This window comes from Vibrio sp. Vb1574 (genome assembly GCF_033338675.1).
The window spans coordinates 1-15,353 of sequence record NZ_JAWOTC010000058.1 but is presented as its reverse complement, the minus strand read 5'-3'; the positions used below and the strand labels follow the sequence as shown (position 1 = coordinate 15,353).

General features: G+C 44.3%; 15 protein-coding genes. 8 read left to right on the top strand and 7 right to left on the bottom strand.

The window, feature by feature from the left end:
* Positions 1-210: 210 nt before the first annotated feature.
* The 5 genes from R7O12_RS22325 to cobT form a co-directional block, all read right to left on the bottom strand.
* The gene (locus R7O12_RS22325; protein ID WP_130546029.1) at positions 211-2,007 is read right to left on the bottom strand and encodes a M3 family oligoendopeptidase; all 1,797 of its coding nucleotides are present in this window, start codon (positions 2,005-2,007) and stop codon (positions 211-213) included.
* Between the two features lie 128 nt (positions 2,008-2,135).
* The gene (gene cobC, locus R7O12_RS22320) at positions 2,136-2,750 is read right to left on the bottom strand and encodes an alpha-ribazole phosphatase (protein WP_115385893.1); all 615 of its coding nucleotides are present in this window, start codon (positions 2,748-2,750) and stop codon (positions 2,136-2,138) included.
* 11 nt (positions 2,751-2,761) lie between these two features.
* A complete protein-coding gene (gene cobU / locus R7O12_RS22315; protein ID WP_025766771.1) occupies positions 2,762-3,295 on the bottom strand; it encodes a bifunctional adenosylcobinamide kinase/adenosylcobinamide-phosphate guanylyltransferase in 534 nt (177 codons plus the stop codon).
* Positions 3,292-4,098 (bottom strand): adenosylcobinamide-GDP ribazoletransferase, encoded by an 807-nt coding sequence (locus tag R7O12_RS22310; protein ID WP_115385892.1) that lies wholly within the window; start codon positions 4,096-4,098, stop codon positions 3,292-3,294. The genes cobU and R7O12_RS22310 overlap by 4 nt, the downstream gene beginning before the upstream one ends.
* Positions 4,098-5,141, bottom strand: coding sequence for a nicotinate-nucleotide--dimethylbenzimidazole phosphoribosyltransferase (gene cobT, locus R7O12_RS22305; protein ID WP_318105185.1), 1,044 nt, complete (start codon positions 5,139-5,141; stop codon positions 4,098-4,100). Before cobT ends, R7O12_RS22310 begins: the two co-directional genes overlap by 1 nt.
* 248 nt (positions 5,142-5,389) lie before the next feature.
* Between cobT and R7O12_RS22300 the strand changes: the two genes are divergently transcribed.
* From R7O12_RS22300 to purT, 7 genes are all read left to right on the top strand, one after another.
* Positions 5,390-6,079 (top strand): NAD(P)H-binding protein, encoded by a 690-nt coding sequence (locus R7O12_RS22300; protein ID WP_318126399.1) that lies wholly within the window; start codon positions 5,390-5,392, stop codon positions 6,077-6,079.
* Positions 6,080-6,279: 200 nt separating this feature from the next.
* The gene (locus tag R7O12_RS22295; RefSeq protein WP_005377885.1) at positions 6,280-7,653 is read left to right on the top strand and encodes an L-cystine transporter; all 1,374 of its coding nucleotides are present in this window, start codon (positions 6,280-6,282) and stop codon (positions 7,651-7,653) included.
* A 157-nt stretch (positions 7,654-7,810) separates the two neighbouring features.
* The gene (gene sbcB / locus R7O12_RS22290) at positions 7,811-9,232 is read left to right on the top strand and encodes an exodeoxyribonuclease I (RefSeq protein WP_318126397.1); all 1,422 of its coding nucleotides are present in this window, start codon (positions 7,811-7,813) and stop codon (positions 9,230-9,232) included.
* A gap of 55 nt (positions 9,233-9,287) precedes the next feature.
* Positions 9,288-9,662, top strand: a complete 375-nt coding sequence (locus R7O12_RS22285) for a CidA/LrgA family protein (RefSeq protein WP_005397786.1) — start codon at positions 9,288-9,290, stop codon at positions 9,660-9,662.
* Position 9,663: 1 nt separating this feature from the next.
* A complete protein-coding gene (locus R7O12_RS22280) occupies positions 9,664-10,341 on the top strand; it encodes an LrgB family protein (RefSeq protein WP_005377888.1) in 678 nt (225 codons plus the stop codon).
* A gap of 430 nt (positions 10,342-10,771) precedes the next feature.
* Entirely contained in the window at positions 10,772-11,659 is an 888-nt protein-coding gene (gene cdd / locus R7O12_RS22275; protein ID WP_017633940.1) for a cytidine deaminase, read from the top strand.
* Between the two features lie 143 nt (positions 11,660-11,802).
* Positions 11,803-12,978 carry a formate-dependent phosphoribosylglycinamide formyltransferase gene (purT, locus tag R7O12_RS22270; protein WP_085569562.1) on the top strand — a complete coding sequence of 392 codons (1,176 nt, stop codon included), beginning with the start codon at positions 11,803-11,805 and terminating at the stop codon, positions 12,976-12,978.
* Between the two features lie 72 nt (positions 12,979-13,050).
* Here purT and R7O12_RS22265 read toward each other — a convergent pair whose 3' ends face one another.
* Entirely contained in the window at positions 13,051-13,701 is a 651-nt protein-coding gene (locus R7O12_RS22265) for a thiopurine S-methyltransferase (protein ID WP_318126395.1), read from the bottom strand.
* A 315-nt stretch (positions 13,702-14,016) separates the two neighbouring features.
* Here R7O12_RS22265 and R7O12_RS22260 point away from each other — a divergent pair, with 315 nt between their 5' ends.
* The gene (locus tag R7O12_RS22260; RefSeq protein ID WP_054728703.1) at positions 14,017-14,796 is read left to right on the top strand and encodes a hypothetical protein; all 780 of its coding nucleotides are present in this window, start codon (positions 14,017-14,019) and stop codon (positions 14,794-14,796) included.
* 121 nt (positions 14,797-14,917) lie between these two features.
* Here R7O12_RS22260 and ihfA read toward each other — a convergent pair whose 3' ends face one another.
* The gene (gene ihfA / locus R7O12_RS22255) at positions 14,918-15,214 is read right to left on the bottom strand and encodes an integration host factor subunit alpha (RefSeq protein ID WP_005377899.1); all 297 of its coding nucleotides are present in this window, start codon (positions 15,212-15,214) and stop codon (positions 14,918-14,920) included.
* Positions 15,215-15,353 lie beyond the last annotated feature (139 nt).

The following is a 15,353-nucleotide window of genomic DNA, read 5'->3' as shown; positions in this document are numbered from 1 at the left end:
ATCTCACTTATGAGTAGAAATCACTATTTCCCTCGAAAATCCGATGCCTTTTCGCGCCAGGCACTCAAATCAAGCATTGAGGCGTTTAATTTTCAAACAATTACAAAGTGTTAGGGCTGTGAACTTTACCACAGCCCTGATTAAGATCATTATGATTTGATCAAATTTTTGTAGCTATAAAGCAGATTATGCATCAACACTGCGAAAAACTTAGCCGCGCTGTGCGAGCAAACGCTCAAACTCATCGACTTTTTCACGCACTAGCTCAACACTCTGCTGCCAAAACGTTGGCTGGGTTAAATCCATCGACAGATGCTTTTCGACGACATCTTCCGCCATCATGCAGCCTGTATCGCGCAGCAAATTGATGTAATCGGTGTAAAACGCTTCGCCTTTGGTTTCTCGCTGTGCATAGATACCCTTGCTAAACAAGAAACCAAATAGGTATGGGTAGTTATAAAAGCTCACGCTATCAATAGAAAAGTGCAGCTTGCTTGCCCAGAAGTACGGATCCGGTTCGCTCATTACGTCGCCATACCATTCTTTCCAAGTTTCTGACATCAACTCACAGAATTCATCTGCGGTTAACTCTCCATCCTGGCGGCGTTCATAAAACGATTTTTCAAACTCGTAGCGAACCGGAATGTTGATCATTAAAGCTAGCGCAGATGACAACTCTTCCCACAACATCTCGAGCTTTTCATCAACGCTCTCCGCTTTCGAAATCAAATGATCACGAACGATGTTTTCTGCAAAGATAGAGGCGGTTTCTGCTAACGTCATTGGGTAGTAAGTTTGGCAAAGTGGCAAATCACGAATAACCCAGTTATGGAACGCATGGCCAAGTTCATGTGCCAGAGTCATAAGGTCTGAACGGCTGCCACTCCAAGTCATAAACACAAGTGGTGTTCGCGTTGCTGGCAGTTTGGTGCAGTATGCGCCAAGACGCTTGTTAGCATTTGGCGCGGCATCAATCCAACCATTTTGTACCATCAAACGGACAAACTCCGACATCTCAGGGTTTACTGTTTCAAATGCTTCACAAATAACATCAATCGCTTCATCAAAGTCGTAAACCTTCGCTTCACCGCTCAAAGCAGGCATAGCCGCCAGATGATTCCAAGGTTTCATCTCATCCAGACCATGTACTTGCGCCATCAATAAACCCGCTTTCTGACCAATAGCTCGACTGTCTTTGGCTACGGTCATCATCGCATTTAAAGTTTCAGCTTGGATTCGGCTACCATGCAAACTCGGCTCTAGGAAGTGAACTTCACGCTTCGTAGAACGCTTTTTGTTTTCAGTTAAGCGCCATCCTGCTAACGCATTCAAAATCGCAGCGAATGATTCTTGGTGCGTTTGCATTGCATCTTGTACGCCTCGCCACGCGGCTTCTTGACGCTCGAATTCAGAACCATAAAGAATGCTTGCCGCTTGAGAAAACCCAAGCTCTTCACTATTACCATCTGTGTACTCAAGCTTCACTTTCAATGAGCCAGTCAGGTTATCGTATAGGTTACCCCAAGCCGATTTGCCATCCACACTCATCGCAGCCAGTAACTGTTCTTCTGCGTTGCTAAGACGAGTATCCGCCAACTTTCTAGAATTCAAGATAGAAAAAGCTTGCCCACTGATATCAGGATTCTCATGGTCTAACACGCGCAAGATAAACTCTTCGTCGGCATGCGTTAGTGTCAAATCAAAGGGACTGAACGCTTGGGAAAGCTCCGAAAAGATGCGGGTCATTTTACCAAGTAACGATTTCGCTTCGGCGTTTGTTGCATCAACAGAAGCATAACAACTCGCAAAATTTGCAACTGTACCCGCTAAACGACTCGCGGCTTCATTGGTCAAAATCGCATTTTGCATGATCTCTACGTTGCCACAATCTGCTGATTGTTTATTCAAAAGATCAATACATTGTTCCACAAGAGCAATATCGTCTTGAATTCGTGGGTCAGAAAGGTCGTTATAAACGATGGACAAATCCCAACTCGGCGTTGTCATTTCTATATTTCCTTTTTATGTAACTGAGTCAATTTTCGCTTCCTGCACCTAGCAGATGGGCTTCCACTGACATCTTCCGTGACTATGCCCGTAAGCAATATCGTTCTGGGCATTTTAATATTTATAAATTAACGAGTTAAAAGAGGTACGCCAATCGAACGCACCGAGGCGTAAATTTGCTCATCTATGGTAATTGTTACATGCGTGACAGAAGCGTTTCCTATCGACAACGTCGAATACCACTTTGGGTTACGCCAATCTAACTCCAATACATGAGCAAGAATCATACGAATGACGCCACCATGCGTGACGATAAGTAGATTGTCATTGATATCGTTGATGATTTGAGACCAAACGCGACATATGCGCTCAGAAAATGTGCTTAAGCTCTCAGCATTCGGCAACGTATGTTGTGCTGGCGATTGCCAAAAAGCATCTAGCTTTTTCCACTGCTCAGTGAGCAGATCAAAAGGCATACCATCAAAATCACCAAATGCCATCTCTTGTAAAGATTCATCCGTCATTACTGGTAATAATTGCTGTTCAGCAATGATGTTTGCCAGTTCTTGACAGCGTGAAAGTGGAGAAGAAATTATTCCACCCACACCTCGTCCACTCTCAGCCCAAGCCCGAGCAATACTCTCTTGATCAGCAGGCGTAACTTTTACATCTGTTTGGCCATGGAGTCCTGGTGGAGCGTCTACTTTTCCATGACGCACAAGATAGATATTGAGTGTTTTCATTTTGTTTCATCCTACTCTTTAAGAACCAACGGCAAACCAGCAGCAACAAAGGTAACGCGATGGCAAACACTGGCTAGTTTTTGATTCATCCGTCCTGCATTATCCACAAAATAACGACTAACCGCCCCCAAAGGCACAATGCCCATTCCAACCTCATTAGAGACGAATATTAACGTCGCATCTGAGCCACGTACCATCTTTATAAGCTTTTCAATTTCTGCTTCTAGCTTCTCATGGGAACATTCATCACCTAACTCAAATATCCAATTGTTGAGCCACAAGGTTAAACAGTCGACCAATACAACATCGGTGGTAGCGAAATTTGTCAGTAACTCAGATAAATGAAGGGGGCATTCATGCTCTTGCCACTCGCCCCCGCGTTGCTTTTGATGATGCGCTATTCGCTCTCGCATTTCTTGGTCAAATGGCAGCGCGGTTGCAACATAGTGTAATGATCGATGAGAAGCGACCGATAATTGCTTAGCTGTTTTTTCTGCCAAATGCGACTTCCCAGAGCGCGCGCCACCGAGTATCAATTGCTTCATGAGGAGTGATACAACCCAATCATAGTGAGATAAATAAGCAGTTCCGACAACTGTTGCGCTGCGCCAAGGCAATCCCCCGTAAAGCCGCCAATTCTCTTGGTTAACCAACGTTTGAACATCAAACGAAATACCACGAGAACAAGCGATATCAAGATCGCATCCGCGAAACCAAGCACAAGCAATGTTACGCCACCAGTAAACAACAAAATGGAGACTTCTAGAGAAGACTGGCGACTTGCTAGCGGTTTACTTTTCGACGTATCACTGTCACTGACATAAGGCATGTCATAAATAAGCGTCGCTGCTAGTGCTCGGCTTGCGGTGTAAGCGACGACAATGACCAACCAAAAGTGCGGCAAGTTAGCCAGTTCACTCCAAAAAACATACTTAGCCAATAACGCCATAATGAGAGTGGCGGCACCATAAGTGCCAATACGACTGTCTTTCATAATAGAGAGGCGTCGCTCTACGGTCATGCCACCGCCAATGCCATCCGCCATATCGGTCAAGCCGTCTTCGTGAAAAGCCCCAGTTAACAATAAGCTAAACACCATCGTTAATACTATGGCAACCGACTCTGGGAAAAAAATTGAGGTGAGCGAGAATACCAAAGCGCAAAGTGCTCCAAGCACGAGACCAACTAACGCGAAGTAACGGCCTGCCTGATTCATGCGTTCTTCACTGTAAGGCAACGCTTGGGGCACGGGTAAGCGGCTAAAAAAACTGGTAGCTAATAGAAATAACTCCCACTGGTATCTTAACGATGACGGCGTGACTTTCTCAGAATTATCAGGGACTGACACTATACTGTAACTCCTGCACTCTCGAAGCTCGCCATTTTGTTGTAAAACTGAGCGGCAGCTTTTAACAAGGGTAAGGCAAGAGCGGCTCCTGTTCCCTCCCCTAGCCGTAAACCAAGGTCGAGCAGAGGTTCTGCTTTAAGATGTTCCAATACAAATTTATGTCCATTTTCTTCAGAGCGATGGGCAAACAACATGTATTCACGCGTTTCTTCATCTTGCAACGTCGCAATATAAGCCGCTACCGATACGATAAACCCATCCACTAAAACTGGAGTTTTAAGCCGCTTGGCTTCTAAAAAAGCGCCCACCATTTGTACGATTTCAAAACCTCCAACCTGTGCAAGAATCGCTTTGGTATCAAGACCTCGACATCGGTTTACCCCCTGTGCTACCAGTTTATATTTGCTGCTCAACTGCTGTTGATTGATTCCAGTGCCAACGCCAACACAATAATCAATATCTAATGAGCTCAGTGCCGATAACAGTGCTGAGGCCGAACTGGTATTACCGATGCCCATCTCACCGACCATCAAGAGGTTTGAACCATGCAAAATGGTTTGCTCAGCAATCTTCGCACCATATTCTAAACCTAACGCCACTTGTTCTGGGGACATCGCTGATTGTTTAGAAAAATTAGCCGTACCGTTACCCAACCGTTGTTCAACCAAGTTGGGATGGGATTTAAATTCTGGAACCAGCACATCAATAGGAGCCAACATGCCGCAATCTATTACTTTGAGTTGAATGCCATTAATATCGCAAAAACAGTTGATGGCTGCGCCGCCAGCGAGAAAGTTAGCCACCATTTGCTGAGTGACTTCGCTTGGCGCAATGCTCACACCCTCCTCTGCAACGCCGTGATCTCCAGCAAATACCAGCATGCTTGGTTTGCAGATAGCGATGGAATCAACTGGCTGAGGTTTATTCTGACTTTGAATAAGAGCTAACTGCAGTGCCACCTTTTCCAATAAGCCTAAAGAACCGACGGGTTTGGTTTTGTTATCTATGCGTGCTTGTATCTCCGCAGCAAAAGAGTCATCCATTTTTTACGTTCCTTTGATGTTGTCTGGGTGAGAGGTGTTCTGTTGTTCAAGAGGTCTTGTTCAGCGACAGTTTTTGCGCGCCCACTATTGTATACACTTGCATCCAATTGGGGCAGCGCTAATCAAGTTTATCTCAGGATAGTCTGCCGAGTTCGCAGAGCGTCTCACCTTTCTTGCACGAGATTATAAGTAACTCGTTGAAATCCGCTACAATAGCTTAGACTATGTTCCCATATAGGAGAAAAGATATGGATAACAACACCTGCGCAATCATCGCCGGTGCAACTGGCTTAGTAGGCTCAAAAGTCATTGCAAACCTCATAAATCAATCAGGTGTTGGAACCCTATATTATCTTTCTCGCCGCCCACTCGATGGCGTCCTAGATGTGGAAAACAAGCTTATTCCTCTCATTGATGCAGACCTTTCTATCCACCAATGGGATGAGAACCAACCAACACCAACCATCGGCTTTATCTGTTTAGGCACGACCCTTAAGCAAGCAGGCAGTAAGGATAATTTGCGTAGAGTAGATGTTGATCTGGTGTGCAAAGTCGCGCAACAAATGAAAACAATCGGAGTCAAACGCCTTGCGGTTGTTTCTAGCCTCGGTGCAAATAGTAAATCGCCATCCCATTACTTAGCTTGTAAAGGACAAATGGAACAACGAATCGAAGCTATGGATTTTGAGGAAATCGTATTTGTTCGCCCAGGCCCGCTTGTTGGTCAACGTCAAAACCCAAGAATGGACGAGAAGTTAGTACAAACTCTGTTTAAGGTAATTCGCCCACTTATGCTTGGCAAACTGTCCAACTTTTTACCTATTCGAGCAGAAGATGTCGCCAAAGCGATGATTTATCAACTTTTCAGTTATCAAGAAGACTCGGTGGTTTACTTACAAAGGAAAGAAATGCGTGACTTACTGTATCACTACGAATAACCATTTTGTACAATTAACGTGCTAATTCACACTCTCACGCGACTTAGATCTCGTTTTTATATTCATTTTAGATCTAGCTAATACCCGTTTGTCATTTTTAAAGTTATATCACGAGCGTTATCTTACGGTCCATAAATAAATCCGTATAAAACCCCGTATAAAAAACAACCGCCACTTCGGCTGGTTGATAAGGTCAAATTATGAATTTTGCAGTGATAGCCTCTCTAGCCGTCTTTGTTGGAATATTGTTCTTTCTATTTAATCAGCAACAAAAGAAACACACTCTTTCACGTCTCGTTTTGATCGGTCTTGTTACCGGTTCTCTTTTTGGTCTTGCTTTGCAACTCATTCACGGTGAAGGCAACAGCGCAATTGCTCAAACACTTGAATGGGTAGGCATTGTAGGCAGTGGCTACGTTGGTCTACTGAAAATGGTCATCATGCCACTAGTATTGGTATCGATGATCTCTGCAGTTGTTAAGTTGGAGAAAGGTGGATCTTTAGGTAAAATTTCTGGCCTGACCATCTCTGTTCTTCTAGTAACGACTGCAATTGCTGCACTTATCGGTATTTTGGTGACAACGACATTTGGCCTGTCAGCAGAAGGTTTAACTGAAGGAGCTCGTGAAACCGCTCGTATCGCCGTTTTAGAAAGCCGTGCCGGTACAGTAAGTGACTTAACTATTCCTCAAATGCTAGTTAGCTTCATTCCAACCAACCCATTTGCTGATCTAACAGGTGCTCGCTCGACATCAATTATCGCTGTTGTGATTTTCGGCGTGTTAACTGGTATCGCCGCTCGTAAAGTGATGATGGAAAAAGCAGAGTTGGAATCACCGATTCGTACTTTCGTAGAAGCTGCTCAATCTATCGTTATGCGACTAGTGAAGATGATCATGGCCCTAACGCCATACGGCATCGCAGCACTGATGGCAAAAGTGGTAGCGACATCAAGCGCAGGCGACATCCTAAACCTACTTGGCTTTATTGTGGCGTCTTATGTTGCTATCGCACTGATGTTTGTTGTTCATGGCGTATTAGTCTCTTTTGTCGGCGTTAGCCCTGCGGAATACTTTAAGAAAATCTGGCCTGTACTGACCTTCGCGTTTACATCTCGTAGCTCAGCAGCAACAATTCCACTAAACGTAGAAGCGCAAATCACGAAGCTTAACGTACCACCAGCGATTGCAAACCTATCAGCATCGTTTGGTGCCACTATCGGCCAAAACGGCTGTGCGGGTATCTATCCTGCAATGCTTGCAGTGATGGTAGCTCCGACAATGGGCATCAACCCACTTGATCTACACTTTATCCTGTCATTGATTGCGATTATCACCATCAGCTCATTTGGTATTGCAGGTGTCGGCGGCGGTGCGACGTTTGCAGCCTTGATTGTTCTTCCTGCAATGGGCTTACCTGTGACCATCGCGGCACTGCTTATCTCTATTGAACCACTGATTGACATGGCACGTACCGCACTAAACGTTTCAGGCTCAATGACTGCGGGTACAATTGCTAGCCGAGTGCTGAAGTCACCAGAAAGTGAAGCAACATTGGAAGAAACACGAGCATAGAACTCAAATTCCTTCCAAAGCGATAAAACATAAAATATCAAGCCGATGGTTCGCCATCGGCTTTTTTCATTTTCAAAAATTCAACTTGCATCTTTCGTTGCTAGTCAAGGCGTTGAATGGTCTAATACTGTCATCGGTTTTGTAAACGGTAAGCAGAATGCACCAAGATAATCAGCCCACTTTTTTCTTCTTTGATTATGAGACATGGGGAACCAACCCCGCGAAAGATCGCCCAAGCCAGTTCGCTGGTGTTCGTACAGATGAAAACTTTAATATCATCGGCGAGCCTTTAGTCATGTACTGCCAGCCACCTGCTGATTATCTTCCGTCTCCTGAAGCTGCACTTATTACTGGTATTACTCCGCAAAAAACGGTTCAAGAAGGCCTTTCTGAGCCAGAGTTTATCGCTAAGATTCACGCTGAACTCGCGAAACCAAATACTACCAGTTTAGGCTACAACAGCATTCGCTTTGATGACGAAGTGACCCGTTATACTTGTTATCGCAACTTTATCGATCCATACGCATGGAGTTGGCAAAACGGTAACTCACGTTGGGATTTACTCGATGTACTACGCGCGTGCCATGCCCTTCGCCCAGAAGGCGTAGAATGGCCAGAAAACGAAGATGGCTTCACTAGCTTTAAATTAGAACACTTGTCTGTGGCTAACGGCATAGAGCATAGTAACGCGCACGATGCCATGGCAGATGTGGTTGCGACTATCGAAATGGCAAAGAAAGTAAAAGCAGCGCAACCAAAATTGTTTGATTACTTTTTTTCTATGCGCCAAAAGCGCAAGCTCAATGATTTAGTCGACATCGTCAACATGACACCGTTGATGCACGTTTCAGGCATGCTAGGGCGCGAATGCCAGTACACTAGCTGGATTGTGCCTGTTGCTTGGCATCCAACCAATAATAACGCCGTTATCACCATCGATTTAGCGAAAGACCCTCAACCTATTCTTGAGCTATCCGAAGAAGAGCTGCACGAAAGACTCTACACTAAGCGCGAAGATCTTGGTGAATTGCTACCAGTGCCAGTTAAACTAGTTCATTTGAACAAATGCCCTATTCTCGCCCCTGCAAAAACGTTAACGGCTGAAGATGCGGAGTCTATTGGCATTGATCGCCAGCAATGTCTCGCTAATCTCGCTTTGTTGCGCCAACATCCTGAAATTAGAGAAAAGCTGATTAGCCTCTTTTCAGTCGAGCGTAAATTCGATAAAAGTGATGACGTCGATACACAGCTTTACGACGGGTTCTTTTCTCCGGCTGATCGCGCAGCTATGGATATCATTCGAGAAACCGACCCGAATAATCTTGCTGCATTAGACATTGAATTTGATGACAAGCGTATTAAACCTCTATTGTTCCGCTATCGTGCGCGTAACTTCCCAGGCACATTAGACGAGCAAGAACAAAGACGCTGGGCACTACACTGTCGAGAAGTGTTTGAAAGCCAAATTGAAGAGTACATGCTGAATTTAGAAAACTTAGTTCACGAACATGAAAGTGACGAAAAGAAGATTGCGATATTAAAATCCGTGTACCGTTATGTAGAGAGCTTAGCTTCCTAACTCCTCCTAATACAAGCGCACCTTATGGTGTGCTTGTTGTTTATATACTGTCAAAATGATTAAAGAACGATTCTTACAACTGATCCAACTGCTCATTTCAATCTTCCTCATCATGGGAGCACTTGGCATCGGAATTACCATTCAAAAGTTCACTGGCGTTTCCGTTCCAGGAAGTGTCATCGGTATGCTCGTACTGTTTTTCTCCATGACTCTTGGGCTTGTAAAAGTCGACTGGGTCAAACCGGGCGCCACGCTATTTATCCGCTATATGATCTTATTGTTCGTTCCTATTAGCGTGGGATTAATGCAACATTTCGATATGCTACTCGCTAATGCCCTCCCTATCATTGCTAGCGCAGTTGGAGGCTCACTCATTGTACTAGTCAGCCTCGCTTGGCTGCTGGACTACTTGTTAAAGGAGAAGCACTGATATGTGGTTAGTTGTTACCATTGCGGTTTTTCTTGTCGCGCGCCAAATTGCAATCAAAGTGAATAATCCTCTAGCAAATCCTTTGCTGATCAGTATTGCAGTGCTCATTCCTTTGCTTACTTACTTAAATGTACCGTTTGAAACGTATTATGCGGATAACGAAGGGATCAGTTTTTTACTTCAACCAGCCGTAGTTGCTCTGGCTTATCCACTATATGAACAACTACCACAAATTAAAGCAAACTGGCGAATCATCACTTTTGCTTGCACAGTAGGCAGTGTGATGTCGATGATGACAACCACCTTGATCGCAGTCGCTTTCAAAGCGGATATCAGTTTAATCGCGAGTCTAGTGGGTAAGTCCGTCACTACACCAATAGCGATGGAAATATCGAGTCACCTCGGTGGTGAAGCCGCCGTTGCAGCGATCTTGGTTCTGATTGTCGGTTTATTGGGCGCAATTTTGGCATACCCAATTTACAATTTGATTGGAATTAAACACCCGATTGCACGTGGTCTGACAATGGGTACAGTCTCTCATGCCTTAGGCACCGCTACTTGTGCAGAGAAACAGCCCATAGATGCCGCGTTCTCATCACTCGCATTGGTTTTATGTGGGATCATAACTTCTATTTTGGCTCCAAGCTTTTTTGCTTTGGCTGTCTGGCTATATCAATAGTTAAGCGCTCTCGGTCTGCCCTCCTTCCGGCAGGCCGTAGCCTTTCCGCTTCTTCCTTACCCTTTTCAAAACCCTATCTTATCTATCAACCTCACCCAGTAATATCGTGAAGGGACTTGATCGAGATATACATTCATAGCGTTAGCATTCTAGGTGCTACCACTCGCTCTAGATTACGTAGGTATAAAATAGCATAGCGGTAAAAGTCGCGTTAGTAACATACTCCTGCTCCTTGGTCATATGAATATATACTGATATGGTTAATTGTGAGACGGAGATAACGCTTCACACCTGTGCAATCGAATACATGTGTGAGCTCACTCTAATTATGTAACAGAATTATCAATTGCATTATTTATCGTGATCTAACGCACGGAACATTTCTATCTTTCACATAGAATAACTGTCCATGCAATAACAAGGATTCAACATGAAAAGTCGCATTGAACAGGCGCTAGCAGGCGCTCCAGAAGCACTTTCCAAACAACTTGCTCCTATCATCCAAGCTGATGATTTTGATGCTACGCTTTCAGTTCAACAATTTGAGCAGTTGCTTTCAGCTACCGGTCTATCAGACAAAGAGCTTCGTGTTGCGCTACTTCCTTTTGCCGCAGCGTACTCCTATGCTCCCCTTTCTGACTTTTATGTCGGCGCTATCGTTCGTGGTCTTTCAGGTCGCCTTTACTTCGGTGCCAACATGGAATTCTTTGGTGTACAGTTGGGTCAAACGGTTCACGCAGAGCAGTCTGCGATTAGCCATGCTTGGATGAAAGGCGAACGTGGTGTTAAGGATATCACTATCAACTTCAGCCCATGTGGTCACTGCCGCCAGTTCATGAATGAGTTATCTACCGCAAACGAGCTTAAAATCCAGCTCCCAGAACGCGAAGAAAAGTCACTTCATGAATACCTGCCTGAAGCCTTTGGACCAAACGATCTCGGTATCGAGTCCGGCTTAATGGCAGAAGTTAAACACCAGTTCTCATGTGATGATGAAGGCGCACTCATCCAAAGTGCAGTTGAAGCGATGAACATGAGCCACTCACCATACACCAACAACTTGAGTGGTTTAGCATTAGAGATGACTAGCGGCCGTGTATTCCAAGGCGCTTATGCAGAAAATGCAGCGTTCAATCCTAGCTTGCCGCCGTTACAAGTTGCGCTAATCCAAGTTTTACTTGCGGGTGAAACCTTTGACAGCATCAAAGCCGCTGCATTGGTAGAGAACTCAGAAGGTAAGATCAGTCATTTAGCCGATACGCAATCAACGTTGGAAGCGTTGAATCCAGATATTCCGCTTAGTTTTGTCAACGTATAAACGACAAATTCAACAAAAAGCTCTACAACATGTAGAGCTTTTTTATTACCTAAAAACCAAAAGCAAACGTTTGCTTTGTCATAAAACTTCAGTATGATCTCCTGCAATTTCTGTCTCATCACTCTATTTTGTAAGGGAACACTATGTTTGGCACTGCAACTAGCGCAAATGCTACCCGTGTATTACTTTTAGGCTCTGGCGAACTCGGTAAAGAAGTCGCCATTGAATGCCAGAGACTTGGTTTAGAAGTGATTGCTTGTGATCGCTATGCCAATGCTCCAGCGATGCAAGTCGCTCACCGTAGTTATGTTATCGACATGTTAGATGGGAACGCCTTAGAAGAAGTTATTACGAAGGAACAACCTACTTACGTCGTACCAGAAATTGAAGCCATCGCAACCGGCAAACTGGTAGAGCTTGAAGAGAAAGGACTGAATGTTGTTCCAACCGCTAAGGCAACCAGGCTAACAATGAATCGTGAAGGTATCCGACGTTTGGCAGCAGAAGAACTGGAATTGACGACTTCACCTTATCGTTTTGCAGATAACTTTGAAGACTTCAAAGCCGCGGTTGAGCATGTGGGTATTCCGTGCGTGGTGAAGCCTGTGATGAGCTCTTCAGGTAAAGGGCAAAGTGTTATCAAGACCGAAGACGACGTTACAAAAGCATGGGATTACGCTCAGGAAGGCGGACGTACGGGTGCAGGTCGCGTTATCGTGGAAGGTTTTATCGACTTCGATTACGAAATCACTTTATTGACCATCAGAGCCGTTGACGGTGTGCATTTCTGTGCTCCAATTGGTCATCGTCAGGAAGATGGCGACTACCGCGAATCATGGCAACCGCAAGCTATGTCAGAAAACGCAGTAAAAGCAGCTGAATACACGGCTGAGAAAGTGGTAAACGCGCTCGGTGGCTACGGCATCTTTGGTGTAGAGCTGTTTGTCAAAGGCGATAAAGTCATTTTCAATGAGGTCTCTCCTCGCCCTCACGATACGGGTATGGTTACAATGATTTCGCAGGAAATGTCTGAGTTTGCTCTCCACGTGCGCGCGTTTACCGGAATGCCAATTAATAATATTGTGCAACATGGCCCATCTGCGTCTGCTGTTATTCTTGGACAAGGGACTTCCACAAACATTCGCTTTGAAAACCTAAGCAAAGCTTTAGCTCAACCTCAAACACAAGTTCGTCTATTCGGTAAGCCAGAAATCGATGGTCGCCGCCGTTTAGGTGTTGTCCTTACGCGACGAAAAACCACCGAAGAAGCCGTTCAAGATGCTGTTGAAAGTGCTTCAAAAGTGAATATCATTTATTAAATACGAACCACTCATACAAAAATAGCGCAGCTCAAATTGCTGCGCTATTTCGTGTTCCAAACCGAAGAGAGCCTATTCACTCTCGATTAAGTACACTTCTTCAGAGAAGCGACTTAAGCCTTTTTTCGCAATTTTAGGATGATTCTCGTCAGCTTCATCTACGTTCAAACAAGTAACTTTGTAACCTGAAAATAACTGCTCAATCTCTTCGACCGGCACGCTAAATGGAGGCCCCGCCATCTCTTCTTGAGGATAGTTGAGTGTAACAAGCAAAATACGACCGCCTGGGTTCAAAAGTTGCTTGAGACGCTCTACATACTCCTCTCGCATATCTTGCGGTAAAGCAACCAACGCGGCGCGATCATAAATGATATCGGCTTGAGATACTGGTGCAGTGAAAAAGTCCCCAGTATAAATAGAGAGCTCATCAAATTGATAAAGCTCGTGCATGCCATTAAGAGGCGTTACCGTTGGCGTGTAAAAATGTTCAGCAAAAAAGGCACGCACAGCAATATGGCTTAGCTCAACGCCTTCAACCGAAGCATGCTTCATCGCTAGCCAAATCAAGTCTTCTGACTTTCCACATAAAGGAACTAACACTTTATCTTCACGCTTTGGATTAGTGTGTTTCCAATATACTGGTAATAGCTGGTTTACATCTTCCAAGTGAAATCCGATTTGATTGCTGGCCCATTTGTTATGCCAAAATTCTTGGTCTCTCATTTTACTTTCTACTTGTCGGCTGTTTTCATTTTGAGAGGTAAGACTAACGTTTTTTTTCAATTTGTCTATGCCGTTCATCTTTGGTTAATACTGCGGTGATAGGATGTAATCGGTCTCATAGGAGACGCGCCTTTATCTGATAATCAGAATAAAGAAAAGAGAAATGGTGATCTAACGCATGATTCTACTTCAAGATAAAACTGAAACCTTGGAATCTTTCGTAATGGCCCCATTTATAAGTTAGTACCTGATTTGCCGAACTTAGCGACCTTTATGTTCCCTATTTTCTAAGTACAAGCAAGTTAAGGAGAGTGAATGAGCTTATTTCTTCGTACTACAGCATTGATGCTTTTGGTACTTAGCCGTGCACCGGCATTTGCCGCACTTCCAATTACCCCTGCGCCTAATGGCGAACAAAATCGTTCAACCAGCCAAAACGAAGTTTGTGCGAAACTTTTTAAACACAGCCTTAGCGGTTTATATGGCATTCAGTCAATCGACACCACACCAACTCAGCCATATTCTGACTTCGACATTCTTTACAGCAAAGCTCACCAAGCGCAATTTGAACTTGAAACTATCTGTAAAAGTACCGCACTTCTTAATGACGCTCAGCCATACTTCGCAGGCGTGAAATCCAAACAACGAGCAGAAGAAAAGATAGCTTTAGAGTTAGATGGGAAAGTTGAACGTATTACTGACCTAGCACGTGCAACGATTGTAGCTGAAGACGTCGCGAGTTTAGTCTCCATTTATGAAACGTTAGAGCGTGAAACAACGATTGTGAAAGTAAAAAATCGATTCAAAAAACCTGGCCCTTCAGGATATAGAGACTTGAACTTGCTCGTTCGTTTACCAAAAACAAACCTAGTAGCCGAAGTTCAACTGCACTTGAAAGCAATCGCAGATGTAAAAAGCGGTCCCGAACACGACCTATACGAAAAAATCCAGAAACTAGAACGTCAAGCGATGTTGGAAAAACGTGAGCTAAGCGAAATAGAGCTTGCCTCTATTCGCAACATGCGTACACAGTCTAAGAACTTGTACCAACAAGCATGGCAACCATACTTAACAACGCATCTAGAAGCGGCGTAACCGATATCATTAAGCGTCTCTCATAAACAGAAAAACCACCGCATTGCGGTGGTTTTCATTTGTATGCACACGAATTTTACGCAAAAAAAGACCACGCCTTAGCGTGATCCATTTATTCGGCTTACTGTACTTTCTTCAGGTTTTCTACACGAGCTTTTAACTTCTGACCCGGGCGAAAAGTCACTACACGTCGAGCAGTAATTGGAATATCTTCACCAGTTTTCGGGTTACGACCAGGTCGTTCATTCTTGTCACGAAGATCAAAGTTACCAAAACCTGACAGTTTTACCTGTTCGCCACTTTCCAGTGCCTTACGAATCTCTTCAAAGAACACTTCCACCGTTTCCTTGGCGTCCCGCTTACTAAATCCTAATTTATCAAACAGGTTTTCTGCCAGTTCGGCTTTTGTGAGCGCCATAAAACTTTCCTCAAAGCTATGTTAAACAATGCTACGTTAGTGTAGCGCCAGAGCAGTTTTACCCTACCAATTCAACAACATATCGGGGTTACATCAGGAAGTGTATGACAAGCTTATGATTTTCGCCAACTTTTTTCTT